The sequence below is a fragment of the Streptomyces sp. NPDC059895 genome, from assembly GCF_042731035.1.
Taxonomy (GTDB): Bacteria; Actinomycetota; Actinomycetes; order Streptomycetales; family Streptomycetaceae; genus Streptomyces.
Genome location: NZ_JBHWKO010000042.1, coordinates 25834 through 48496 on the forward strand (window position 1 = coordinate 25834; position 22663 = coordinate 48496).

The window sequence follows — 22663 nt, forward strand, 5'->3', positions numbered from 1 at the left end:
GAGGGGAGAACCCGCTCGTGCCGGGAAGCGAGGAGGAGGCGCCCGATCATGATGACCAGGCCCGGACGCCGGCGCCTTGTACCAGTCGGCCTCGTGCGTTGTACTTCCTTGCCATGGCCGCACGGTGATCCTGGCCCGGGGCGGTGGCCAGGGGCAGGAGTACCTTGGTCCGGATGAGCACCGAAGTCAGCGTGTCTCCTTGGCGGATCGGGAACACTTCCACCCCCATGGTCGACGTCACCGTGCCGTACGCGAACGAGAATCGAAACCGCGTGCTGCTCAGGGAGTGGCGGCGTCAGGGGGGCGAGTCTGTGCCGGCTCCGCCTATGCGGCTGCCGCGGCACAGCGAAGGGGCATACCGCGCCCGCATCTGGAAGCAGAACCTGCTCGACCTCTTCTTGGAGGACCAGTACAGCGACGCGGTCGCAGGGGGCACCGGAGGTCCGGGTGGGCACCTTGAGGACCGGATCGTGACAAGTGTGACGCTCAGCGGTGAGTGGCGCTTCGCCACGAAGGGTCAGCGAGCCACGGCGGCGGCCGGAATGCTGTGCGTGCGAAGGAACGAGGATCTCTGGGACTTCGAGGTCGCCCCGGGCACCCGGGCGATCACCCTGGTCCTCCCCGCGAGCGAGATCCGTTTCCCGGAGAACACGCGGGCGGTCACCGCGGAACAGGCGTCACCCGCCGCGGCCCTTCTGCTCGCCCACCTCCGTCTCTGGGCGGAACTGGCGGACGGACTCGGTGCTGCCGCAGCCGGGGCCGCCCGCAACGCGACCCTGGAGCTCTTCAGAGGACTGATGAACGACCAGGTCATCGACGATGCGGAGTTCGCACCCGCGCTCCTCAGGGCGGCGATGGACCACATAGAGGCCCGGCTGCTCGCCGACCCCGACCTCGACCCCAAGGGGATCGCGGCGGCCCTGAACGTGTCCGTCCGCACCCTCTACCGCGCGTTCGGTCAAGGGGGCACGTCGTCGGTCATGGGCCATGTGCGCGAACGCCGACTCGAACGCGCCAGGGCAGAGCTACTCTCGACACGCCTCACCGTGTCCGAAATCGCCGCCCGCTGGCACTTCGCCGACAGCAGCCATTTCGTCAAGGCATATAAGAAGCGATTCGCCGAGACTCCCACCGCAGGCCGGCGGCCCGCAGAGGGTGTTTGATCAGGGCCCCGGCGTGTGCCCGGCTCGCCCGGGCTTGGAGTGGTTGATCGCGGCAGCGGGCCCCGGAAGCAGGTGAACACGGCACCTGGGGATCATGGAGTTCTCTACGCTTCAAGATCCACGAAGGTGCCGTGTTCGTCCCTCCATCATCTCCTGTAGCTGCTCCCGCGCCTCACGCCCCCTGCCTGGAGGCCCTCGGTGAGGCTGCCGCGCGGATGCAAGTCCGTTGCCTGGCCGCCGAGTTCGAGTCGGTCACCGACCCGCGAGGGGCCTGCGGGGTGCGTTACCGGCTCTCCTCGCTGCTGGCCCTGGTGGTCTGCGCGATGACTGTGGCGGGCCACGACTCGATCACCGCGGCGGCGGAGTGGTGCCGGCGTGCGACGCCGCAGGAGCTGGCCGCCTTCGGCCTGCCCTACCACCCGCTGCTGGGCCGCTACCGAGTCCCGAGCGAGAAGACGCTGCGCAGTGTCCTGGGGCGTCTGGATCCCGGTGAGATCAGCGTGGCCGGCTACGACCACCTGCGGCCCTTGCTGTCCGCGCAGCCCCGTCGGCCGGATCCGGTGATGCCCGACGGTGGAATCGAGCGCGAACAGCGCCGGGCCCATCGGGCGGCCACCCGCGCCGAGCCAGCGCGGTCCAGGCGCCGGGCGATCGCCGTGGACGGCAAGTGCCTGGGCGGCGCGAAGCGACCGGACGGCAGCCGGGTCTTCGTCCTGTCCGCGGTCCGCCACAGCGACGGCGTCACGCTCGCATCCCGCGAGATCGGCGCGAAGACCAACGAGATCCCCGAGTTCGCACTCCTGCTCGACCAGATCGACGACACGGATCTCACAGGGACCGTCGTCACCGCCGACGCCCTCCACGCCCAACGCGACCACGCCACCTATCTGCACGAACGTGGCGCCCACTACCTGCTGACCATCAAGAACAACCAGCGGGGCCAGGCCCGCCAACTCCATGCCCTGCCCTGGAAGGACATCCCCGTGATCCACCGCGACGACACGCGAGGGCACGGCCGTCACGAGCAACGGATCGTCCAGGTCGTCACCGTCGCGGGCCTGCTCTTTCCGTACGCGGCCCAGGTCCTGCGGATCCAGCGCCGTCGCCGTCTCTACGGCGCGCCTCAACGCGATCTGGACAGCTTCCTCGCGGAACTCCGGCGAGTATTTACTGGGTGGCGCCACTTCTTCCTCATTTCCTTGTTCAGGACAACCCTATTGGGTGCCTGTCCGGAAACTTCGTGGCCCCTCAGTCGTCGGAAACTCATCGACGCTGGTCAAGGGCGGTGAATCCTTGGACCGACCTTGAATCGACCTTGAGGCGTAGCCCGATGCCGTCATGTCGATTCCCCGTCCGGCAGTTCGCAGAAAGGGCTCGAGTCAGACGCCGTCGATGGTCGGTAATTACACGGATCCCTTCCAACGTTGCTTTCTCAGGGGGAGGACGGCTCTGGCAATGACGGTGATGCGGTGGGGGCTGATGCGGGATCCGTGGGAAGATCTGCCAGGACTTCAGTCGCGTCATGGCAGGCCGTGGGTCCGGGTGCTTGGCCGAGTAGGCGGCGCCGCTGTCGCCTACGCGGTCGCATTCGGCGAGGGCCCCGTCGATCAGGCCGAAGCCGGCCGCGGTCCTCGCGAGGCTGTCGTGGCGGCGCAGCTGACCCACGCGACCAGGGCGTGCGGGAGGTCGAGTGCGGCAGGACAGGGAAGCTGCGCCAGCTTCATGTGCCTGGTCAGAGGCCTGGCATGACATCGTTCCAGAGGGACCGCGCCGCCCACGGTGCGTCAGGGGTTCTCAGCCGTCCTGGATCTCGGTGGCGGGGACACCGTGGCGGGCGGCGAACGAGCGGACCGTCTCAGCGAGAGGTGCTGTGCCGGCACTCGGGAGCGTCCAGGCGGTGCGGATGTGAATGGCTCCGTCCCGACTCCTGCGCACCCACCGTGGCTTCAGGAAGGCCATGGGCAGCAGGTGGTCCCCGGACATCCGCACGGTCAGCACGGTGTCCCGTGCCCCCTGCCTGAGCTCGACGGAGGTGGCCTCGGACCAACGCAGCACCGCCAGGTTCGTGGGGGAGCCGACGCCTATACCGAGGTCGTTCAGTACGAGTCCGTCGCTCTGGCTCAGCAGACCGAAGAGCCTCAGCAGCATCAAGAACGCCGTGAATCCGGCCAGTGCTCTCAGCCCTTCGGCGACGTGGACCAGGCCGCCTCCCGCCGCGAATGCGACGAACACAAGGATGAACAGCGTGTTCCGCAGGATCAGGGACATCCGGCTGCGCCTACTGCGGAGATAGAGGGCGATAGGGTCGGCCCCGGTGGCCCCGGTGGCCCCGGTGGCCCCGGTGGCCCCGGTGGCCCCGGTGGCCCCGGTGGCCCCGGCGGAGCGAGGGTGGACCACGGCCGGCCCCGATGGCAGCGGCCGCGCGGCCGGCGGGGGTGGCTCCTTGCCGGCTGCCCGCTGGGGTGGGCGCATCGGCTCCGCGGCCGCCGTTTCCGTGAGGTCGATCCGGTCGACGCACATGCCGAGCACCTGCTCGGGCGTGGGCCGCAGTTCCGGCTCCTTACGCAGGCAGGCGACCGCGAGGGGGCTGAGTGCCGCGGGTAGGGCAGAGACGTCCGCCTCCTCGTGGACCGCCCGGTACAGCAGTCCGTAAGGCTGGCCATCCCCGAACGCGCTTCCGCCGGCCGCCGCGACCAGTACCGCCCCCAGCGCGAACACATCGCACGCGCCCGTGACTTCGAGTCCCTGGGCCTGCTCGGGTGCGATGAAGCCGGGCGTTCCGACGGCGGCTCGCTCGGCGGTCACCCGGGTGCCCTCCGCGGCGCGGGCGATCCCGAAGTCCAGTACGCGAGGCCCGTCGTCGGCGAGGATGATGTTGCCCGGCTTGAGGTCGCGGTGGACCAGGCCGCAGGCATGGACGGCCTGCAGTGCCTCCGCCAACGCGGCGGCCAGCGACCAGAGCCGCTTCTCGTCCAGCGGGCCGCGTCGGGCGACCTCCTCCGCGAGCGTCGGGCCCTCGACGTAGGCGCTGGCCATCCACGGCTGCGGGGCATCGGGGTCGGCGTCCACGACCGCCGCCGTATGGAAACCGCCCACCTTGCGGGCGGCCTCAACCTCACTGCGGAAGCGTCTCCTGAACTCCGGATCAGCTGCGTACTCCGTCTTGATCACCTTGATGGCGACCGCCCGGCCCGCACGGGAACGGCCCAGATAGACCGAGCCCATGCCTCCGCTTCCGAGCTCGCGCACGATCACGTACGTCCCGATGCGCCTCCCGATCACGGCACCCCCTCGGCGTCGATGACGGCCACGGATTTCCTACCCGTGCGCCGGACGCGAACTCGACAACAGGTCTACGGAACCGGAGTATGACCTGTGCGCGTCAGACGTGTCAGGGAGGGAGCAGACGTGGAACCTGACGATCTGAACGGGCCCGGCAACGCAGAGCGCGGAGAGCGCGCGCGAGCAGGCGGAGAACCGGGTCCGGCCGGCGGCGGTGGTCCGGGACAGGGGCGCCCCTGGGGGCCCGGATACCCTCCCAGTCCGTCCGGGGTCCCCATGCCCGAGCCGGTACGGCAGTTACGCGTGCTGATGATGATCCTCGGCGCTCTGCAGGCCGTGCTGGGACTTGCGCTGGTGACCAACAGCACGGCGATCGCCACGTCGATCTGGGGCGAAGGCGAACCGAACCCGTGGGGTCGGACGGCGGGCGAGGAGCACTCAGGGCAAATCGTCTTCGCCGGGATCCTCGTACTGGCCATCGCGGCTTGGGGGATCCTTACCGCCCTCAAGTTCCCCACTCGCCACCCCAACCTGCGGATCTCGGCCTTCGTCTACGGCTGGACCGCCTTGCCCTTCGCCGCGGTGGCGTTCTACCAGGTGCCCGTTCTGGGCATAGTGTGTCTGGTGCTCGCGATCCTCGCTCTCGTCCGGCCCAACCAGCCAGAAGCCCGGGAATGGTTCGGAGACGGGTATCAGCAGGCCCTCTGAGGCAGTGATCGTCCGGTCCCCCCTGGTGGGCTCTCGTGCTCGACTCTCACCGCTTGGCTGCGCCATCTTGAAGTGGCTGGTCGAGGAGCCGGCATGACGTCGTCTCGGGATGCTCGCGCTGGTCGTGGGCGGCGGCCGGGTGACCTGGGGCCCGGCCCGTCGGCCGCTGTCGTGTCGGGATCGGCGGCCAGGCGTCTACGGCTTCGGTGGATCAGGGCTTGGGCTGTGGCTCGCATCCCGCATCACCTGGGCCAGTGCCACGAAGGGCCGTCCGCCGCCGCGGGCAAGGGCGATGCGGGCCCGTTCGGGGGTGGTGTCGGCCATGAGGGTGACAAGGGCCGTCGCGGTCTCCCCGCCGCAGGCGTCCAGGCAGGACTCTGCTCGCTGCGGCGTGACCTGACAGGCCGTCACCAGGGTCCGTACGGCTCGGTCGCGCAGCTTCGCGTTGGCCGCTGAGGCGGTGACCATGAGGTTGGACCAGGTACGGCCGGTACGGACCATGAGGGCGGTGGAGAAGGCGTTGAGCGCGAGTTTCTGCGCTGTTCCCGCCTTCATACGGGTGGATCCGGTGACCACCTCGGGGCCTGTGGCGAGGACGATGTGGAGGTCGGCGTGGGCTGCGGCCGGCGCCTGTGGGTCGCCGGAGAGCAGTGCGGTGGCCGCGCCTTCGGCACGTGCGGCGCGCAGCGCCTCGATGACGTACGGGGTGCGGCCGCCGGCGGTGACGCCGATCACCAGGTCTTCGGCCACCGGGGCGTTCGGGGCCTCGACCGGGCCGGTGTCCTCGGCGTTCTCGATCGCCGCGGAACCCGCGGCCACGCCCCCGGCCAGGTGTGCGACGACGGTCTCGGGCCCCACCCCGTAGGTGGGGCCCAGCTCGAGGGCGTCGTTGAGCGCGATCCTCCCGCCCGCGCCCGCGCCGTAGTAGTGGATGCGTCCGCCGCCGGCGAGGGTCCGCTCGGCGAGGTCGACCAGGCGGGTGAGCTGTGGCAACGCGGCGCGGACGGCGGCTGGGGCGGTGGCGTCCTCGCGGTTGATGAGCTCGAGGAGCTCGCTGGTGCACAACTGGTCCAGGCCGAGACTGGCGGGGTTGCGGCGTTCGGTGGGCGGCAGTGCGGAGGTGTGGCCGGGCATGGGTCTCCGTGGTCCTCGTTGCAGGTCGGGGCAGGCGGGTTTCAGCCGCGTGGCCTGCGCAGGGTGTGCCGCCGCACCGCGTCGTGGGCGCGCTGGAGGTCCTCGACGGTGCGGGCGTGCTCGCGCTGGGCGAGAGCCACGTACAGACAGTCCACGACGGTCAGCTGGGCGGTGCGTGATGCGGTGCCGCCGCTGCGGACGGTGGTCTCGCGGGCCGCGGTGAGCAGCACGATGTCGGCGCGGGCGGCGGCCGGTGAGCGCGGGCTGGAGGTGACGGCGGCGGTGGTGGCTCCGCAGGCGCGTGCCTGGTCGAGGACTTCGGTCGTCTCGCGGGGGCGGCCCGAATGACTGACCGCGATGAGCACGTCGCCCGCGCGCAACAGCGCCGCGTCCATCAGCGCGGCGTGTACGTCGCTGCGCGCCACCGCGCCGTAGCCGAGGCGCAGGAGTTTGTCAGCCGCGTCCTCGGCGGCGAGCGCGCTGGACCCGACGCCGACGACGAGCGTGCGGCGGGCCGCCTGCACGGCGTCCGCGAGTGCGGCAAGGGCGTCGAGGTCCAGGTGGGCCGCTGTCTCCTCGGCGGCGCGGGCGTTGGCGTAGCCGGTCTTGCGTACCACTTGCTCGAGGGAGTCGTCGGGGCCGATGTCGGCGACCAGGTCGAGGCTGGCGCGGCTGTCGTCGCGGGCGTTGGCGCGCAGCCGTTCGGCCTCCGCCGCGAGGCCCAGGCGGAGCTGGGCGTAGCCGCGCAGGTCGAGGCTGCGGCAGAAGCGGTGCACCGTGGCGACGGAGGTGCCGGCGTCGCGGGCCAGATCGCTGATGGTCCGCTCGGCGGCGGCCGCCGGAGCGGTGAGGATGAGATCGGCGATGGACCGCTCGGCGCGGGGGAGCTGCTCGCGGCGAGAGCGGATGAGGGCCAGCAGGTCATCGGGCATGTGCGGCTCCGTGCGCGGTGCGGATGGCGGCGAAGTGGGCAGGGGTGAGGCCCTCTGCGGGGAAGAGGCAGTAGCGGCCGTCGCCCGCCGCGAGAGCGTGGCGCAACGCCTCGGCGAAGTCGTCGGTGCTCACCCGGGGGCCCCAATCGGCCTTGAGGCCGGTGACCGACAGGGCGTCGGCCGTGGTCTGCACCATGGGTATCACGGGTGCGGTGTGGTGCAGGGCACGCGTCACGGCACCGACCCACCCGGGCTCACGGTGAACGATCGCGTGGTACGTCATCGGGAGCAGTCCGTCGAAGAGCTCCCCGAGCGCCACCGCGTCCTGTCCCACCAGCCTTCTGCGGGTCTCGTCGTCGTCGGTGGGCACGAGGAACGCGCCGAGCCACAGTCCGGCGCGCGCCTCGCGTACGGCGTCCCGCAGTTGTCGTGCCACGTCGGTCACGATCCCGGTGCGGTACCGGGTCCACGCAACGGCATGCTCGCGTGCGACACGGCGTGCCGCGTCCGCGCCGGTGGTGCCGTGGAGCCCGATGCCGCTGTGGGCCGTGAACTGGGCGAGAGTCTGGGCGTCGTACGAGGCCGAGCGTGGTCGGGCGCCGGGCCGCAGCTCCAACTCCCAGTGCAACGGCCAGCGCAGGAAGTCCAGGACGAGCCCGTCGGCCTCGGTCCCGGCCGCGATCCGGGCGACATTCCGCACCAACCGCTCGTTCCACGCGGGGTCGTTGGGGCGGACACCTGTGTACCACTCCATCGACTGCCAGCGGTGGCCGTCGTCGCCGACCGCCTGTGGGCCCTCAGGACCGCGGAAGCAGGCGACGCTGCCGAGCAGCCGCAGGCCGAAGCGCCGGGCCTCACCGGCGAGGGCGACGGTGATCGCTTCGCTCTTGGTGACGAGTGTGTCGAGCCCGGCCGCCGCGGCGGCGGAGAGCAGGGCTCGCAGGCCTGGCGAGACCGGGTCGGCCACGGTGGAGGGGAAGACGTAGCAGGAGCGCACGGGAGGGGACTGTAGCCGAGTGTCCTGCGGCGACGCGGCACGATTCGGCACCCACGACGTGGACGAGGCCATCGTGCTCGCCGACCGCGTCCTGGTCCTGGACGAAGGCCGCTTCGCCGCCGATGTGGACCTCACCGACCGCCTCGGCACGTCCGAGCGACGCGCCCACCCGAAGTTCGCCGCCACCCGCGATGAGCTCCTGACCGTCCTGGGTGTCCCCGCCGCCTAGCGCGAGCCGGGCACCCTCGCCCGACCTCGCCATGACCTCGTAGACGAAAGAGAGAACCGTGCCTCCCACTGCCCCGCGCGCCCTCGCTCGCACTCTGCTCACGGCCGCCCTCGCGGCCGCCGCCCTGATGCTGCCCTCGCCCGCCGGGGCCGCCGCCGATCCGGACTTCACTCTCTACGACAACACCGAGTACGCCTCGGCCACGATCGGCGGAACCTCGGTGGTCTCCAGCTTCGTCCCCAACCGCGTCTGCACCCCCCTCGTCGAGAACGGCGCTCTGCCCGGCGAGGACGAGTGGAAGAGCATCGTCCAGTCCTACAACCGCAACACCGACGGCCCGCTCGCCCTCGACTGCGAATCCCTCTATCTCAACTCCACCAGCACCGCCGCCGACCACTACACCCGGCTGCTCCAGCTCCAGTCCTGGGCCCGCGAGGTCGCCCCCGACCAGGTCATCGGCTGGTACGGGCTGCTCAACAACACCATCAGCGCCAACTACGGCTACTACCGCAACCTGATCGCGGCGAACCCCGACACCGCCTTCTTCCCCTCCCTCTACACCTACTCGGCCAACGAGACGAGCTGGAACTCCACCCTCACCGCCGACATCGCCAAGGCCGCGGCCGTGGACGCGGACGTGCCGCTGCTGCCGTACATCTGGCCCCAGTACCACGGCGGTTCGTCGCCTGCCTCCCTGGACTACACCTTCATCCCCGCGGCCCAGTGGTCCGTCCAGCTCGCCACGATCGTAGAGCTGGGCCTGCCCGGCGCCGTCGTGTGGGGCGGCTGGCCCATCAGCCAGACCTGCGACGACGCATGCCAGGCCGAGGCTCCGACAGCCGGCTGGCTCGCCGCCACCCGCTCCTTCCTCGACGAACTCGCCCATCCGCGCACCGACCTGGCCCTCGGCGCGACGGCGACCGCGTCCAGCGTGAACGTCACCGGCCGCGAGGCGCCCAAGGCCGTCGACGGCGACCCGACCACACGCTGGGGCAGCACCTACGCCGACCCGCAGTGGATCACCGTCGACCTGGGAGCCGCGTACGACATCAGCGGGGTGCGCCTCATGTGGGAGACCGCGTACGGAAGTTCGTACGCCATCCAGGTCTCGGACGACGGCTCCACCTGGACCACGGCCCATTCCACCACCAGCGGCACGGGCGGCGTGGAACGCATCGACGACCTGGCCGCCACCGGCCGCTACGTCCGCCTCTACGGCACCACCCGAGGCACGTCATACGGCTACTCGCTGTGGAGCTTCGAGGTATACGGCACCGCGGCCTCCTGAAACCCGGTTGCCTCCGGCTCCACGAGGGCTGCGGCCACGTCGCGCCCGACGGAAGCCTCACCTGCAACTCCCGCCGGCTGTCCGGGCATCGAAGGCGTCCGTCATCCGGGCATCGGCCCGGGGTGCCCCGCCGGCGCGAGCGCTGGTCCCCAGAAATGCGTTGCCGTGCCGTTGCGTCGGTCGGCATGCTCACGGCCGTGATCACTCCACCCGAATCCACCGATGCCACCGTCGTCGTAGCCGTCAGCGTGCGCGATCTACTGCCCCGAGACCTGTCCGCATGCACGTGGTCGGGCTCGGCCTCCCACCTGCGCCAAGTGGAGCGAGAGCTGGTGCGCGCTGCGGCCGGCGAGGTGGATTACCTGGCTGTATGCACCCCTGTGGATCTGCCGGTGGCGATCGGCGGCATCGACTATCAGGTCTCGAAGGGAGCCGGAACCCTGTGGCAGCTCGCCGTGCTCCCGGCACTCCAGTCCCGCGGCCTGGGAACGCTGCTGATCCGAGCCGCCGAGCAGAGGATGACGAACCGCGGCCTGCGCAGGGCCGAACTCGCCGTCGAGGAGACCAACCCTCGAGCTCGCGCCCTGTACGAGCGCCTGGGCTACACCGCGTACGGCCGCGCACCTGATGCCTGGGACGTGGAAGGACCTGACGGGCTGAACCGTCGCCACGAGACGGTGTGCGTTCTCATGCGAAGGGACCTGTGAGCCCTGCTTGGTGGCAGACGACGCCGGTCTCCGCCGCCTCGGCCGCCATGGCCATCGAGGCCGCGGTCGGAGTGGCGCAGCGGAGGCCATTTCCCTCCTGCCACGCTCGGTCTCGGTCAGGATCCCGCGTTCGACGAGCCGCTCGAGTTTCAGGCGGGTGTTGTTGCTGTCGTTGGGCGCGACTGTAAGGTCCCTCGCCTCGCACACCTGCCGGGGTCGGCTCGGGAAGCTCCAGCAGCGTCTTGCGGGTGATGCGGATCCCCTCGGTGCGGTGGAACTCCGGCAGCTGCGCGGGTAGTTCCGCGATCCGCTCCTTTCTCCGAAGACGACGTCGCGGACCGGTCTGGCTGGACCACTTCTTCGCCCTGTACAGGCGGCATCTGCGCTGGATGCGCAGAACCTGGCCGGTGTGGGGGACAGGTGTGCGAACTCGGGGATCTCATTCGTCTTCGCACCGATCTCACGCCAGACCAGGGTGATGCCGTGGACCCGGCGCTGTTCCCGCTCCTGATGGGGCGCGGGCGAACCGGAGCAGCGATGGGGGATGGGTGGTGGAACGAACACGGCCACCTTCTTCGCGGATCTCGAAGGGCAGGGAACTCCATGATCCACAGGGCTCGTGTTCGCCTGCTTCCAGGGCCCACCACCGACGTCGACCGACAAGCTGGGACGAGCCGGGCAAACACCGGAGCCTTGACGCGCACCCTGACGCACGGCGGGTTCTGCTCAGGCAGACGGCGAAGTCCGCTTCGCCGGACACATCTCAGTCGCTCGTGCCGAGAGTCTGCGCAAGTGCGTCGAGGGTCACGTCGACGATGGCGCGCAGCTGCTCCGTGCTCGTTCCGGCTCTGCTCATGACGGCGAGGGACTGGTTCACGGCCGCAAGGTGGGTCGCGAAGGACTCGGCCGCCTCGTCGTGCAGTCGGCCGGCCTTCAGCGCGGCGCGTAGCCGGGTGTGCTGGAAGCCGATCGCCTCCCGTGCACGCGCCGCGACGCTCGCGCTCAGCACTGGGGTCGCCATGACGGTTTGGGCCACCAGGCATCCGTCGGGCAGACCGGGGTCCGCGATGCGTTCCAGGGTGATGTCGAAGAACGCCCGCGCGGCTGCCAGAGGCCGGTCGGCGGCGCAGGACAACGCGGCGTCGTACTTGTCTCCGTAGCGCGTGGTGTAGCGCTCCAGGCAGCGCGTGAAGAGCGTGTCCTTGTCGCCGAGGGAGGAGTAGATGGAGCTGCGGTTGAGCCCGGTCGCCCGGGACAGGTCGTCCACCGACGTGTCCGTGTAGCCGGCCCGCCAGAACTGGATCATCGCGGCATCGAGCGCCGTTGCGATGTCGAACTGCTTCTTGCCCGCCATGCCGGCACCTCCCTCCTGCTCCGCCTTCTTGGTGGAGACCATCATCGTGGAGACCATCATCCCATCTTGGACTAATCAGTTCAAGACGGGTTAGGGTGAAGGCATGGACATCGGGACGGCCCTCCTGGCCGCGGGGATGATCGTCATTGAGGCCGCGCTGTGGACCCACTCCGCGTCGCTTTTCATCGTCGGCACTGTCTTCGCCGGCGCGGCGGTCGGAACGCTGTTCCGACACGGTCTGAGCGTTACCGACGTGCTCGTGGGCCTGGCCCTAGGCCGACGCACCGAATCAACCAGCACACCTGACACCTTCAGCGGACCGTCAACACACCTCGCACCAGTGGAGGAGAACCATGAATGACCCCGCAAGCACCCCCCGCGACTCCGGCAACCCGGTCCGCGACCTGCCGCTGCCCGACCTGGCCGGTTTCACCCACCGTTGGGTCGACGCGGACGGCGTCCGGCTTCACGCGGTGGAAGGCGGTCAGCCGGACGGTCCAGCCATCGTGCTGCTCGCCGGGTTCCCTCAGACCTGGTGGGCATGGCGCAAGGTGATGCCGAACCTGGCCGACCGATTCCAAGTCATCGCGATCGACCTGCCGGGCCAGGGCCACTCCGAACGCCCGGACATCAGCTACGACACGCACACGGCCGCTGCGCACGTCCACGCCGCGGTCAAGGCGCTCGGAGTCTCGACATACTGGCTGGTCGCCCACGACATCGGCGCGTGGGTCGCCTTTTCCCTCGCCTTGAAGTACCAGAGCCGGCTGCGTGGCCTGGCGCTGCTCGACGCCGGCATCCCGGGCATCACACTCCCTGACGCCATCCCGACCGACCCCGAGCAGGCGTGGAAGACCTGGCACTTCGCCTTCCACCTCGTGCCCGACCTGCCCGAGACACTGCTCGCTGGCCGTGAACGGGAGTACGTCGGCTGGTTCCTGAAAGTCAAGACGCTCTCCTCCGACACCTTCGACGACGCCGAAATCGAGCAATACGCCGCGTCCGTGGCCGCCGGCGGCGGTCTCCGTGCGTCCCTGGCCTACTACCGGGACGCCGCCGAGTCGGCGCGGAAGAACCACGAAGCGCTGGAACAACAGCGCCTGACGGTCCCGATCCTTGGGATCTCCAGCAGCCACGGCTCCATCCCCGACATGGCAGCTTCCATCAGGCCGTGGGCCGACCACGCCACCGGGATCGTCGTGCCGGACGCAGGACACTTCATCCCCGATGAACAGCCCGATGCCGTCGCCGCCGCGCTGACCGACTTCATCACCGAAGACGATTGAGACCGGGCGAAAGCAAGTGTGAGGACCGGCACCCGCACCCCTGACCGACTCAGTTGTCCAGCATCGCAGTACTGCGACTTCGCCTGGTCCCGCTCTGCGGGTGATAAGCGTCGCCGAACTCGTCGCGCAAGGCCGCTCCAACCCGGTGTTTGCCCGACTCGTCCCAGCTTGTTGGTCGACGTCGGTGGTGAGCCCTGAAAGCAGGCGAACACGCCCCTGTGGATCATGGATTTTCTCTACCCTTCGAGATCCGCGAAGCTGGCCGTGTTCGTTCCGCCACCCAACCCCCATCGCTGCTCCGGTTCGCCCGCGCCCCATCAGGAGCGTGAACAGCACCGGGCCCACCGGGCTGCCGCCCGTGCCGATCTGTACCTTCGGTTGGGGTGGACAGGCTGGTCGCGGGCTCGCTGGGCGGCTATGGCCGCGGCTGGGTGAACAACCCCTTGTTCGGTCTCGACCAGAATCCCGCGCTCGACCAGCCGCTCGAGCTTCGACGGCACTTGCCGGACCAGGAGGTGACGTCGGTTGGTCAGGCTGCTGTCGGGCTCTGCAGGACCTACGCTTGCGTGAACCTGTGGCTCCGCTCCACTTTCGCCACATGCAGCGTGTAGCTCTGGTACCACTGGGCTTGCCCGCGCTTCTGCGCCGCGCGGTGCTCGGCATTGCACCGCCACTCCGTGAGCGCGTCGGCGTCGCGGAAGTACCCGACGGTGATTGAACCGCCCCGGCTCGAATGGAGACTCGATTTCATGAAAGGATCGAGTCATGGCACGACCTGGACGAGCTTGCCGAGTCGCCGGCCGAGCAGTTGGCCGAGCAGTTGGCCGAGGTGGACGCCGAGCGTGAGGAACTCGCGGTCGCGGAGCGGGTGCTGCGCCGGCAGTACGAACAGGAGGCCGAGGCCGCCGCGGGTCGCGGGCCGGTCGTCTCGCCTGGGCGGTGAAGCGGGTCACCGCGGAAACGATCAACTGCTGGCTGTCCGGGGTGTCGGCCGGGCGCCCCGAGGGATTGTCGTGCTCGCTGAGGCGTCAATATCCCGCCCGTTGGTTCACTCCCGAAGAGGGTGAGCGGGCAATGCGCGGCGGGATGCTTTCGGTCATGACAGGAGGGGCGGGTGAGGCCGAGGAGCGCGTGTGTGTCTGAGGAGGGTGCACTGGCGGTGAGACGGCGGTGGAGCGGTGGGGGGAAGGGTGCTCGAAACCCGCTGCGTCGGATTGGCCAGACCTGTCCGCTTCTCACTTTCAAGGTTCAGTCGGGTGCGCTGCGCTATGGGGCGTTCCTCGCTTGTCCGGGCGGCGCAACTGCGACCGGCCCGGCGGCGGATCGCACCACAGGAAGGACCTCCCATGCATCGCCTCCTGACCCGACTCCTTCTCGTCCTCGGCATGCTCGGTGCGCTGCTCGGTTCAGCCGCAACCGCCACCACCGCCCACGCGCAGCCCCTGGACACCCACATCGTCAACATCAAGACCGGCGGCAGTCTGCTGCCGCACAACTGGGGCGACGGTTTCCAGGACGGATGGGTGCACTACGTCTGGGACCGCGGCCAGACGCTCGGAGCCGACCAGTGGGAGTTCGAGCCCGTCGCCGGCTTCATCTACATCATCCGCAACACCAAGACCGGCATGTGCCTCAAGCCCGGCGCCACCTGGTTCAACAAGCCACGGGTCACCGAGGGAACCTGCGGAACCGGCCTGGAGTTCCAGTGGCAGCTCACCCAGCGGCCCCTCGACGGCGCGTACAAGATCTACAGCCGTTCCGCGCGCCAGATCATGACCCCGTACTACGGCAACAACCTCGGGGAAGTCGTCGTTCTCGAGCCGAACAGCAACGCCGAGAAGGTCTGGTGGTCCATCGACGGCCTGTAAGCCGACCGTCCCGCTCCCGAGTGGCTCCTTGACCGCCTCGCCACAGCCGGCAGCCCCGACTCGTCTTCGAGCGGGGCTGCTCGCTGAACTGCACTCAGGGCTGCCCACGACGGCCCGTCCGGCCTTGAGGAAGCCATACGGGGGCGGACTCTCTTCCCGACGCGACGGGGGCCCGCTCGGGGTGCCGGTCCGGGCGCGGGCGGCGCGTTCGTGAGGTCAGTGGGTCGAGCCGGCGGTGACAGCGATGTCCGTGTCGTGGGCCAGCGCGGTCGACAGAACGACACGCAGGCCCTTGGCCGTGTCCTCCACCGGGAGTGAGGGGACGAAGTGGTTGGCGGCAGCGGGCATCTCCGGGGTGTGCGGGATGTGCACGAAGCCGCCGCGCCGCCGCTTGCCCTCGGCGGCCAGCAGGTGCATCAGGCCGTAGAAGACGTGATTGCACACGAACGTCCCGGCGGTCTGGGAGACCACGGACCTCAGTCCGGTCTGCTTCTGCACCTCCGTGACACACCGCTTGATAGGAAGGGTGGAGAAGTAGGCGGCAGGGCCGTCGGGGACGATGGGCTCGTCGACCGGCTGGCGGCCGGCATTGTCGGGAATGGGGCAGTCGTTGATGTTGATGGCGACGCGCTCGACCGAGATGTTGTCGCGAGGGGAGAGGCCGAGCGACACGACGAGCGCCGGGTCCGAATCCAGCACGGCCTCTCGCAGCACTTTCAGCGACTCGCCGAAGACACAGGGGAGTTTCACGGCCGTCACCTCCGTGCCGTCCGGGGGATTGTCCTGGAGGAGCTGGGCCGCGGCCCAGGAGGGGTTGTAGGTGTCCTGGGCGAACGGCTCGAACCCTGTCACCAATACACGGGTCATGTGAACGTCCTTCGCTGGCGGAGTGGCGGGCTGTCGTCTGGGACTAGTCGATGTAGACGGAGGAGCCGTTCATGGTGGCCTGGCCGCCGGGCAGTACCCAGCCCTCGTAATGGCCGAAGCAGCCGCCGTTCGGGTAGACGTAGGCCGTCCGGTCCGTGCGGTTGACAAGGGACACGAAGAAGCCGTTCGACGGGTAGCAGCCGTGCGGGTCGGTGTGCGGGACGCCGTTGACGACCAGAGTGCCGGTGGCTGCGCCGGTGCCGGCGGCGGCCGCGGCAGGCAGACAGCCGGGGCCGAGGACAGCGGTGGTGAGGGTGACGCCGACGACGGCGAGGAATCTGCGCACGGTACGGTCCTCTCGGTTCGCGCTTCAGTGCGATTGATCCCCGTTTGCCTGCTTCGCTTTGCCTGCTCTACCGCCTGTTCGCCCGAGTGGATGTCCCGACGGGGTAGACCGCAGGGACGGCGGGCACTCGTTGCGGGGGCGGCGTGCTTGTACCGAAGTCCGAAGTCATGGGGGAATGGAGATCGGCTGTGGCGCTGGCGGAAGCGAACTTCTCCCAGGAGCTGGAAGCGGCAGCGCAGGCGGGTGATCCGCCTGCCGACGGGCTTGAGGTCGTCCTCGCCAACAGCGACGAGAACGGCGAGACGGACGGAGAAGGCCGCGGTACAGATGTTCATCGAGCGGAGCGTGGCGGCCTGGTTCAAGGATGCCGGGCACACCCGCATCGCGGTGATCACCTCGGCATCTCCCGAACCCTGCCTCGTCGAAGCCTGCTCACCGAAGCCTGCCTCACCTGCCGCCGTGGCATACCCGCCCGATGCGATCGCGAGCCTGGCCGAGCCCTACGAGGGTGCTCCCGTCCGCAGGCCGGCCATGACGAGGTCCAGGAGCCGGGTGACCCGCGGCTGCCACTCGCCGCCCGGATCGATCATCCAGAGGCCGGCGATGAGCAGGAGGAAGTCGTCGCCGGTCACTCCCGGGCGGATGGTGCCGGCTTCCTCGCCGGCCCGCAACAGGGCCTCGGCCGCGTCGGCCACTGGGGTGGGGGCCGGTTTCTCCGGGCTCCCCGGGGCGCTGGTGACCTGGCGGATGGCGTCCGCGAGGCCGGCCTTGGCCATGGCGAACCGGGCGAGGTGGTCCATCCACTCCCGCAGGGCGCGGTCCGGCTCCCGGTTCTGGAGCAGTTGGGCCGCGGAGTCGGCGACCTGCTGCATCTCGTGGCGGTAGACCTCCAGGACCAGGGCCTCGCGGTTGGGGAAGTTGCGGTAGAACGTGCCCTGTCCGACGCCCGCCGTCTTGGCGATCAGGCTCAACGGGGCGTCCGCGCAACGCGTCAGTTCGGCCAGGGCCACTTCCAGGATGCGCTCGCGGTTGCGCTGCGCATCCGAGCGCAGAGGCGCGTCCTTCTTCTGCCGCACTCGTCCTCCTCGTCAGCCCGGTTCCGGAACCCGGCCTTGCTGAGCGGACAGCTGTCCGCTACGGTCTCCCGGTAGCGGACAGCTGTCCGCTTAGTTGGGTCTAGTAGGGGTAGACGTGATCCGGGCCGGTGACGACCGCCCCGGGGTTCCTACCCCGTGTCCGCATGATGACAAGCCGGCACCGCCCCGTACAGCGCCACCCCGCCCAGGTTCACGCCCGCCGGACCGTCCCGCCGACGCGCTCCGGACATGCGAAAGAAGGCTGATCATGGCCCCGCCCACCACATCGACGTACAGCGCCGTCACCCTGAACATCAACGGCGAGAAGCACGCGCTCTCCGTCGACCACCGCACCACCCTGCTCGACGCGCTGCGCGAGCACCTCGACCTGACCGGCACCAAGAAAGGCTGCGACCAGGGACAGTGCGGTGCCTGCACCGTACTGATCGACGGCCGCCGGGCCGTCTCCTGTTTACAGCTCGCGGTGGCGGCCGAGGGCCGAGAGATCACCACCATCGAAGGGGTCGCCGACGGCGACCGGCTGCACCCCGTGCAGCAGACGTTCCTCGACCTGGACGGCTACCAGTGCGGCTACTGCACGCCGGGCCAGATCTGTTCGGCCATCGCCGTGATCGAGGAGCACGCCGCGGGCTGGCCGAGCGCCGCCACCGACGACGTCCGCCCCGAGGCCGGGCCGCCACCGCTGACCGACGAGGAGATCCGCGAGCGGATGAGCGGCAACCTGTGCCGCTGCGGCGCGTATGTGTCGATCGTCCGGGCGGTCGCCCGGGCGGCCGCGGCCGACGAGCGCGTCGCTGCCGGTGAGGAGAGCGCGGTATGAGGGAGTTCGGCTACCAGCGCGCGCACGACGTCGCCGGCGCGGTGGCGCTGCTCGACGCCGATCCGGACGCGCGGTTCGTCGGCGGCGGCACCAACCTCGTCGACCTGATGAAGACCGGCGTGGAGCGGCCCGGCCGCCTCGTCGACATCCGCGAACTGCCGCTGGACGACATCGAGCCGGCGCGGGACGGCGGGCTGCGCGTCGGCGCGACCGTCACCAACAGCGACCTCGCCGCCCACCCCGAGGTCCGGCGCCGCTACCCGGCGCTGGCGCAGGCCGTGCTCGCCGGTGCCTCCGGGCAGCTGCGCAACATGGCCACGGTCGGCGGGAACCTTCTCCAGCGCACCCGCTGCGGCTACTTCACCGACACCACCAAGCCGTGCAACAAGCGAGTCCCCGGCAGCGGCTGCCCCGCCGTCAGGGGTGAGCACCACAACCACGCCGTCCTGGGCGCCTCCGAGCACTGCGTGGCCGTGCACCCCTCGGACCTCGGCGTGGCACTGACCGCCTTCGACGCCGTCGTCTCCTACGAGACCGCCGACGGGCCCGGCGAGACCCCGATCGGCGCGTTCTACCTGCCCGTGGGCGACACCCCGCACCGGGAGACCGCCCTGCCGCCGGGGGCGCTGATCACCAGCGTGACGCTGCCGCCCGCCCCCGTGGCCGCGCACTCGCGCTACCGCAAGGTGCGCGAGCGCGCCAGTTACGCGTTCGCCATCGGCTCGGTCGCCGCCGCGCTCGACGTCCGCGACGGCGTCGTACGGGAGGCGCGCCTGGCCCTCGGGGCGGTCGCGTCCCGGCCCTGGCGCGCCACGGCCGCCGAGCGCGTGCTCACCGGCGCACCGGCCGACACCGCGACCTTCGCCGCCGCCGCGGACGCCGAACTGGCCGCCGCCCGGCCACTGCCCCACAACGCGTACAAGGTGACACTGATGCGCAACCTCGTGGTCGCCGTGCTCAGCGAACTCACCGAGGAGGCCGCCCGATGACCACCACCACCGCGGCCACGACCGCGCACGCCGCCGTCGGTACCGCGCACACCCGGGTGGAGGGCCGGGACAAGGTCACCGGAGCCGCCCGTTACGCGGGCGAGATCTCCTTCGCCGGGCTCGCCCACGGCTGGCTGGTGCTCTCCACCGTCGCCCGCGGCCGGATCCGCTCCGTGGAGGACGGCCCCGTCCTGCGCATGCCCGGGGTGCTCACCGTCCTGCACCACGGCAACGCCCCGCGCGTGGAGACCGACTACGTCGGCATGCTCGGCCGCCCCGACCTGACCGCCGCCCTCTTCCAGCACGACCGCGTGCCGCACGCGGGCTGGCCGGTGGCCCTGGTCGTCGCGGAGACGCCCGAACAGGCCAGAGAGGCGGCGGAGACGCTGGTCGTGCACTACGAACAGGAGCCGCACGACGTCGCCTTCACCGGGGACCACCCGGACGCCTACCCAGTGGACGGTCACATGCCGGCGGTGACGGAGAAGGGGGACCTGGAGGCACAGCTCGCCGCGTCCGCCGTCGTCCTGGACGCCGAGTACACCACGCCGGAGGAACACCACAACCCGATGGAGCCGCACGGGGCGACCGCCCGGTGGGACGACGGCCGGCTCGAGGTCGTCGACTCCAACCAGGGCACCACCTGGGTCCAGAACGAGCTGGCCCAGATGTTCTCGCTCGACCCCTCCTCGGTGCGGGTGCGCTCCGAGCACGTCGGCGGCGGCTTCGGCAGCAAGGGCGTGCGCGCGCACCAGGTGGGCGCGGTGATGGCCGCGACCGTCCTGCGGCGCCCGGTCCGGCTCGTCATGACGCGCCGCCAGATGTTCTCACTGGCCGGCCACCGCAGCCCCACCGTGCAGCGGGTCAGGCTGGGCGTCGACGCGGACGGACGGCTGCGCGCCCTGGAGCACACCTCGCTCAGCGTCACCTCCACGGTGCACGAGTTCGTCGAGCCGAGCGCCGGGGTGGCCCGGGTGATGTACGACGCCGACGCCCACCACACCGCCAACCGGGTCGTACGCCTCGACGTGCCGACCCCCACATGGATGCGCGCGCCGGGCGAGGCGTCGGGCTCGTACGCGCTGGAGGCCGCCCTCGACGAACTCGCCGAGAAGTGCGGCGTCGACCCGATCGAACTGCGCGTGCGCAACGAGCCCGACAAGGGACCCGTCTCCGGACTGCCGTTCGGCAGCCGCAACCTGGTCGCCTGCTTCCGGGAGGGCGCCCGCCGCTTCGGCTGGGCAGACCGGGACCCGCGCCCCGGCCTGCGCCGGGACGGACGCTGGCTGCTCGGCACCGGTACCGCGGCGGCCTCCTTCGGCGCAGGGGCCGCACCCTCCACGGCGGCCGTGACTGCCGAGGCCGACGGCACCTTCACCGTGCGGATCGCCGCCGCGGACATCGGCACCGGCGCGCGCACCGCGCTCACCCTGATCGCAGCCGATGCCCTGGCCACCACGCAGGACCGCGTCCGGGTGCGGATCGGCGACAGCGACTTCGGCCCGGCGATGATCGCGGGCGGCTCCATGGGCACCCGCTCCTGGGCGTGGGCGGTCGAGGTCGCCGCACGCGAGCTGCGGGAGCGGCTCGCCCTGGGCGACACCGTACCGCCGGAGGGCATCACGGCGCGCTCGGACACCTCCGCCGCCGTCGACGCGCTGCCGCCCGGGGAACGGCACTCCTACGGGGCGCAGTTCGCCGAGGTCGCCGTGGACGTCACGACCGGCGAGGTGCGCGTGCGGCGCATGCTCGGCATCTTCGCGGCCGGACGCATCGTCAACCCGCTCACGGCACGCAACCAGCTCGTCGGCGGCATGATCTGGGGCATCTCCATGGCCCTGCACGAAGAAGCCGTCCGCGACGGCAACCTGGGTGCCCACGTCGGCGCCGACCTCGCCGGCTACCACTTCGCCGCGCACGCCGACGTGGCCCACGTCGAGGCCGACTGGGTGGACGACGTCGACCCGGACGACCCGGTCGGCATCAAGGGCGTCGGCGAGATCGGCATCGTGGGCGCCGCGGCCGCCGTCGCCAACGCCGTCTGGCACGCGACCGGCGTACGCCACCGGGACCTGCCCATCCGGCCCGACCGCGTCCTGCGGGCCGCCGGCGGAGCGCCGGATGCTTGACCTCGCAAAGGAACTGGAACGCTGGGTCGCTCAGGGCAGGGACTTCGCGGTGGCCACCGTCGTCACCATCGACGGCAGCGCGCCGCGCGGCCCCGGCGCCGCCCTCGCCGTCGACAGCGACGGCACAGTGATCGGCTCGGTCTCCGGCGGCTGCGTGGAGGGAGCGGTGTACGACCTCTGCCTCCGGGCGCTGGAGGACGGCCGTACGGTGACCGAACGGTTCGGCTACAGCGACGAGGACGCCTTCGCGGTCGGACTGACCTGCGGCGGGACCGTCGAGGTGATGGTCACCCCGGTTGCCGCGCAGGCACCCGTCAGGGCGGTGTTCGCCGCGGCGCTGGCGTCCGCCGCCCGGGGCGGGCCGGCGGCTCTGGCCCGGGTGGTCCGGGGCCCGGCCGGCCTCCTGGGCCGCGCCCTGCTCGTGCGCCCCGACGGCTCGTACGAGGGCGCGCTGGGCGGTCACCCGCACCTGGACCGCACCGCGGCGGCCGAGGCGCACGCCCTGCTGGAGGCGGGCCGCACCGGCACGGTCGGCCTCTCGGAGGACGGATCGCACTGCCCCGGCGGTCTCACCCTGTTCGTCGAGTCGAGCGTGCCGCCGCCGCGCATGATCGTGTTCGGCGCGGTGGACTTCGCCGCGGCGCTCGTCCGCGCGGGGAAGTTCCTGGGATACAGGGTGACCGTGTGCGACGCCCGGCCGGTCTTCGCCACCCCGGCCCGCTTCCCCGAGGCGGACGACGTCGTGGTCGACTGGCCGCACCGCTATCTGCGGAGCACGCCGACCGACGCGCGCACCGTGCTGTGCGTGCTCACCCACGACGCCAAGTTCGACGTGCCCCTGCTGGAGACGGCCCTGCGGCTGCCGGTGGCGTTCGTCGGCGCGATGGGTTCGCGCCGCACGCACGAGGACCGCGACCGGCGACTGCGCGAAGTGGGCCTGACCGAGACGGAGCTGGCCCGGCTGCACTCGCCGATCGGGCTCGACCTCGGCGCCCGCACGCCGGAGGAGACCGCCCTGTCCATCGCGGCGGAGATCGTCGCGGTCCGGCGGGGCGGCACGGGGCTGCCGCTGACCGGATCGGGCACGCCGATCCACCGGGACGGGGCGGAGCGGACGGCCGTGGCGGCGGCCTGAGCCCCCGTACCCCGTGGCGGCGGCCTGAGCCCCCGTACCCCGTGGTGGCGGCCTGAGGTCCTGTACCCCGTGGTGGCCCTGCCCGGAAACTATGTCCGGACGGGGCCACCGCCTCACGCGTACGGCACGTGGGCCGTCAGCCGCCGGGCCCGAGCCACGGCCGCGGGTCGGTGTACCGCCCGTCGACGATCACCCTTCTCGAACGATCAGTGCGCCTGGGCCGCCACAGCCTCGCCGCCTACCCGTCGTGTGACTGGCTGGGGCCCTCGCGCGCCCCGCCCCGGCGACCGTGCACCTCGACGAGGACGACGGGGCCGTGCGCCGCGCCGCGC

22 protein-coding genes and 3 pseudogenes are annotated in these 22663 nt (G+C 70.8%); 15 read left to right on the forward strand and 10 right to left on the reverse strand.

Features of this window, described 5'->3' with window-relative positions:
- Positions 1–173 precede the first annotated feature (173 nt).
- Together ACFV9M_RS33135 and ACFV9M_RS33140 are read left to right on the forward strand one after the other, a co-directional pair.
- Positions 174–1163, forward strand: coding sequence for a helix-turn-helix domain-containing protein (locus ACFV9M_RS33135; RefSeq protein WP_385071879.1), 990 nt, complete (start codon positions 174–176; stop codon positions 1161–1163).
- Between the two features lie 131 nt (positions 1164–1294).
- A pseudogene (locus ACFV9M_RS33140) lies at positions 1295–2284 on the forward strand (ISAs1 family transposase); the annotation flags it as partial.
- A 421-nt stretch (positions 2285–2705) separates the two neighbouring features.
- Here the strand turns inward: ACFV9M_RS33140 and ACFV9M_RS33145 are convergent.
- A pseudogene (locus ACFV9M_RS33145) lies at positions 2706–2887 on the reverse strand (hypothetical protein); the annotation flags it as partial.
- 70 nt (positions 2888–2957) lie between these two features.
- The gene (locus tag ACFV9M_RS33150; protein WP_385071877.1) at positions 2958–4445 is read right to left on the reverse strand and encodes a serine/threonine-protein kinase; all 1488 of its coding nucleotides are present in this window, start codon (positions 4443–4445) and stop codon (positions 2958–2960) included.
- Between the two features lie 276 nt (positions 4446–4721).
- Here ACFV9M_RS33150 and ACFV9M_RS33155 point away from each other — a divergent pair, with 276 nt between their 5' ends.
- The gene (locus ACFV9M_RS33155; protein ID WP_385071874.1) at positions 4722–5153 is read left to right on the forward strand and encodes a hypothetical protein; all 432 of its coding nucleotides are present in this window, start codon (positions 4722–4724) and stop codon (positions 5151–5153) included.
- A gap of 195 nt (positions 5154–5348) precedes the next feature.
- Here ACFV9M_RS33155 and ACFV9M_RS33160 read toward each other — a convergent pair whose 3' ends face one another.
- From ACFV9M_RS33160 to ACFV9M_RS33170, 3 genes are read right to left on the reverse strand one after another with little or no spacing between them, the layout of a single operon-like run.
- Positions 5349–6287 (reverse strand): N-acetylmuramic acid 6-phosphate etherase, encoded by a 939-nt coding sequence (locus tag ACFV9M_RS33160; protein ID WP_385071872.1) that lies wholly within the window; start codon positions 6285–6287, stop codon positions 5349–5351.
- Between the two features lie 41 nt (positions 6288–6328).
- Complete coding sequence (locus tag ACFV9M_RS33165; RefSeq protein WP_385071869.1) at positions 6329–7219, reverse strand: MurR/RpiR family transcriptional regulator; 891 nt, start codon at positions 7217–7219, stop codon at positions 6329–6331.
- A complete protein-coding gene (locus ACFV9M_RS33170; RefSeq protein ID WP_385071867.1) occupies positions 7209–8216 on the reverse strand; it encodes a hypothetical protein in 1008 nt (335 codons plus the stop codon). Before ACFV9M_RS33170 ends, ACFV9M_RS33165 begins: the two co-directional genes overlap by 11 nt.
- A 19-nt stretch (positions 8217–8235) precedes the next feature.
- Here ACFV9M_RS33170 and ACFV9M_RS33175 point away from each other — a divergent pair, with 19 nt between their 5' ends.
- The 3 genes from ACFV9M_RS33175 to ACFV9M_RS33185 all read left to right on the forward strand — a co-directional run bounded on the left by ACFV9M_RS33175 (position 8236) and on the right by ACFV9M_RS33185 (position 10440).
- Positions 8236–8445 (forward strand): hypothetical protein, encoded by a 210-nt coding sequence (locus ACFV9M_RS33175; protein ID WP_385071864.1) that lies wholly within the window; start codon positions 8236–8238, stop codon positions 8443–8445.
- A gap of 58 nt (positions 8446–8503) precedes the next feature.
- Positions 8504–9733 carry a discoidin domain-containing protein gene (locus ACFV9M_RS33180; protein ID WP_385071862.1) on the forward strand — a complete coding sequence of 410 codons (1230 nt, stop codon included), beginning with the start codon at positions 8504–8506 and terminating at the stop codon, positions 9731–9733.
- Positions 9734–9918: 185 nt separating this feature from the next.
- On the forward strand, positions 9919–10440 hold the full coding sequence (locus tag ACFV9M_RS33185; protein WP_385071859.1) for a GNAT family N-acetyltransferase: 522 nt from the start codon (positions 9919–9921) through the stop codon (positions 10438–10440).
- A 763-nt stretch (positions 10441–11203) separates the two neighbouring features.
- On the opposite strand, the gene ACFV9M_RS33190 is transcribed toward ACFV9M_RS33185, so the two are convergent.
- Entirely contained in the window at positions 11204–11794 is a 591-nt protein-coding gene (locus ACFV9M_RS33190; RefSeq protein WP_385071917.1) for a TetR/AcrR family transcriptional regulator, read from the reverse strand.
- 103 nt (positions 11795–11897) lie between these two features.
- Between ACFV9M_RS33190 and ACFV9M_RS33195 the strand changes: the two genes are divergently transcribed.
- From ACFV9M_RS33195 to ACFV9M_RS33205, 3 genes are all read left to right on the forward strand, one after another.
- The gene (locus ACFV9M_RS33195; protein ID WP_385071857.1) at positions 11898–12155 is read left to right on the forward strand and encodes a hypothetical protein; all 258 of its coding nucleotides are present in this window, start codon (positions 11898–11900) and stop codon (positions 12153–12155) included.
- Entirely contained in the window at positions 12148–13080 is a 933-nt protein-coding gene (locus ACFV9M_RS33200) for an alpha/beta fold hydrolase (RefSeq protein WP_385071854.1), read from the forward strand. The genes ACFV9M_RS33195 and ACFV9M_RS33200 overlap by 8 nt, the downstream gene beginning before the upstream one ends.
- 383 nt (positions 13081–13463) lie before the next feature.
- Positions 13464–13691: a hypothetical protein gene (locus ACFV9M_RS33205; RefSeq protein WP_385071923.1), complete on the forward strand. Its 228-nt coding sequence runs from the start codon at positions 13464–13466 to the stop codon at positions 13689–13691.
- On the opposite strand, the pseudogene ACFV9M_RS33210 reads toward ACFV9M_RS33205, so the two are convergent.
- Positions 13637–13804, reverse strand: a pseudogene (locus ACFV9M_RS33210) (antibiotic biosynthesis monooxygenase); the annotation flags it as partial. The gene ACFV9M_RS33205 and the pseudogene ACFV9M_RS33210 overlap by 55 nt on opposite strands.
- 9 nt (positions 13805–13813) lie before the next feature.
- Here ACFV9M_RS33210 and ACFV9M_RS33215 point away from each other — a divergent pair.
- Together ACFV9M_RS33215 and ACFV9M_RS33220 are read left to right on the forward strand one after the other, a co-directional pair.
- A complete protein-coding gene (locus tag ACFV9M_RS33215) occupies positions 13814–14023 on the forward strand; it encodes a hypothetical protein (protein ID WP_385071851.1) in 210 nt (69 codons plus the stop codon).
- 403 nt (positions 14024–14426) lie between these two features.
- Positions 14427–14948, forward strand: coding sequence for an RICIN domain-containing protein (locus ACFV9M_RS33220; protein ID WP_385071848.1), 522 nt, complete (start codon positions 14427–14429; stop codon positions 14946–14948).
- A gap of 216 nt (positions 14949–15164) precedes the next feature.
- On the opposite strand, the gene pcp is transcribed toward ACFV9M_RS33220, so the two are convergent.
- The 3 genes from pcp to ACFV9M_RS33235 form a co-directional block, all read right to left on the reverse strand.
- Positions 15165–15815, reverse strand: a complete 651-nt coding sequence (pcp, locus tag ACFV9M_RS33225) for a pyroglutamyl-peptidase I (protein ID WP_385071845.1) — start codon at positions 15813–15815, stop codon at positions 15165–15167.
- 43 nt (positions 15816–15858) lie between these two features.
- Positions 15859–16161 carry a hypothetical protein gene (locus ACFV9M_RS33230; RefSeq protein WP_385071843.1) on the reverse strand — a complete coding sequence of 101 codons (303 nt, stop codon included), beginning with the start codon at positions 16159–16161 and terminating at the stop codon, positions 15859–15861.
- 500 nt (positions 16162–16661) lie between these two features.
- Positions 16662–17237 (reverse strand): TetR/AcrR family transcriptional regulator, encoded by a 576-nt coding sequence (locus ACFV9M_RS33235; RefSeq protein WP_385071841.1) that lies wholly within the window; start codon positions 17235–17237, stop codon positions 16662–16664.
- A gap of 268 nt (positions 17238–17505) precedes the next feature.
- Between ACFV9M_RS33235 and ACFV9M_RS33240 the strand changes: the two genes are divergently transcribed.
- Genes ACFV9M_RS33240 through ACFV9M_RS33255 form a run of 4 tightly spaced genes read left to right on the forward strand, consistent with a single transcriptional unit; the run spans position 17506 to position 22331 of the window.
- The gene (locus ACFV9M_RS33240; RefSeq protein ID WP_385071838.1) at positions 17506–18078 is read left to right on the forward strand and encodes a 2Fe-2S iron-sulfur cluster-binding protein; all 573 of its coding nucleotides are present in this window, start codon (positions 17506–17508) and stop codon (positions 18076–18078) included.
- Entirely contained in the window at positions 18075–19067 is a 993-nt protein-coding gene (locus tag ACFV9M_RS33245) for an FAD binding domain-containing protein (protein WP_385071835.1), read from the forward strand. Before ACFV9M_RS33240 ends, ACFV9M_RS33245 begins: the two co-directional genes overlap by 4 nt.
- Positions 19064–21196 (forward strand): xanthine dehydrogenase family protein molybdopterin-binding subunit, encoded by a 2133-nt coding sequence (locus ACFV9M_RS33250; RefSeq protein WP_385071832.1) that lies wholly within the window; start codon positions 19064–19066, stop codon positions 21194–21196. The genes ACFV9M_RS33245 and ACFV9M_RS33250 overlap by 4 nt, the downstream gene beginning before the upstream one ends.
- Positions 21189–22331, forward strand: a complete 1143-nt coding sequence (locus ACFV9M_RS33255) for an XdhC family protein (RefSeq protein WP_385071829.1) — start codon at positions 21189–21191, stop codon at positions 22329–22331. The genes ACFV9M_RS33250 and ACFV9M_RS33255 overlap by 8 nt, the downstream gene beginning before the upstream one ends.
- Positions 22332–22663 lie beyond the last annotated feature (332 nt).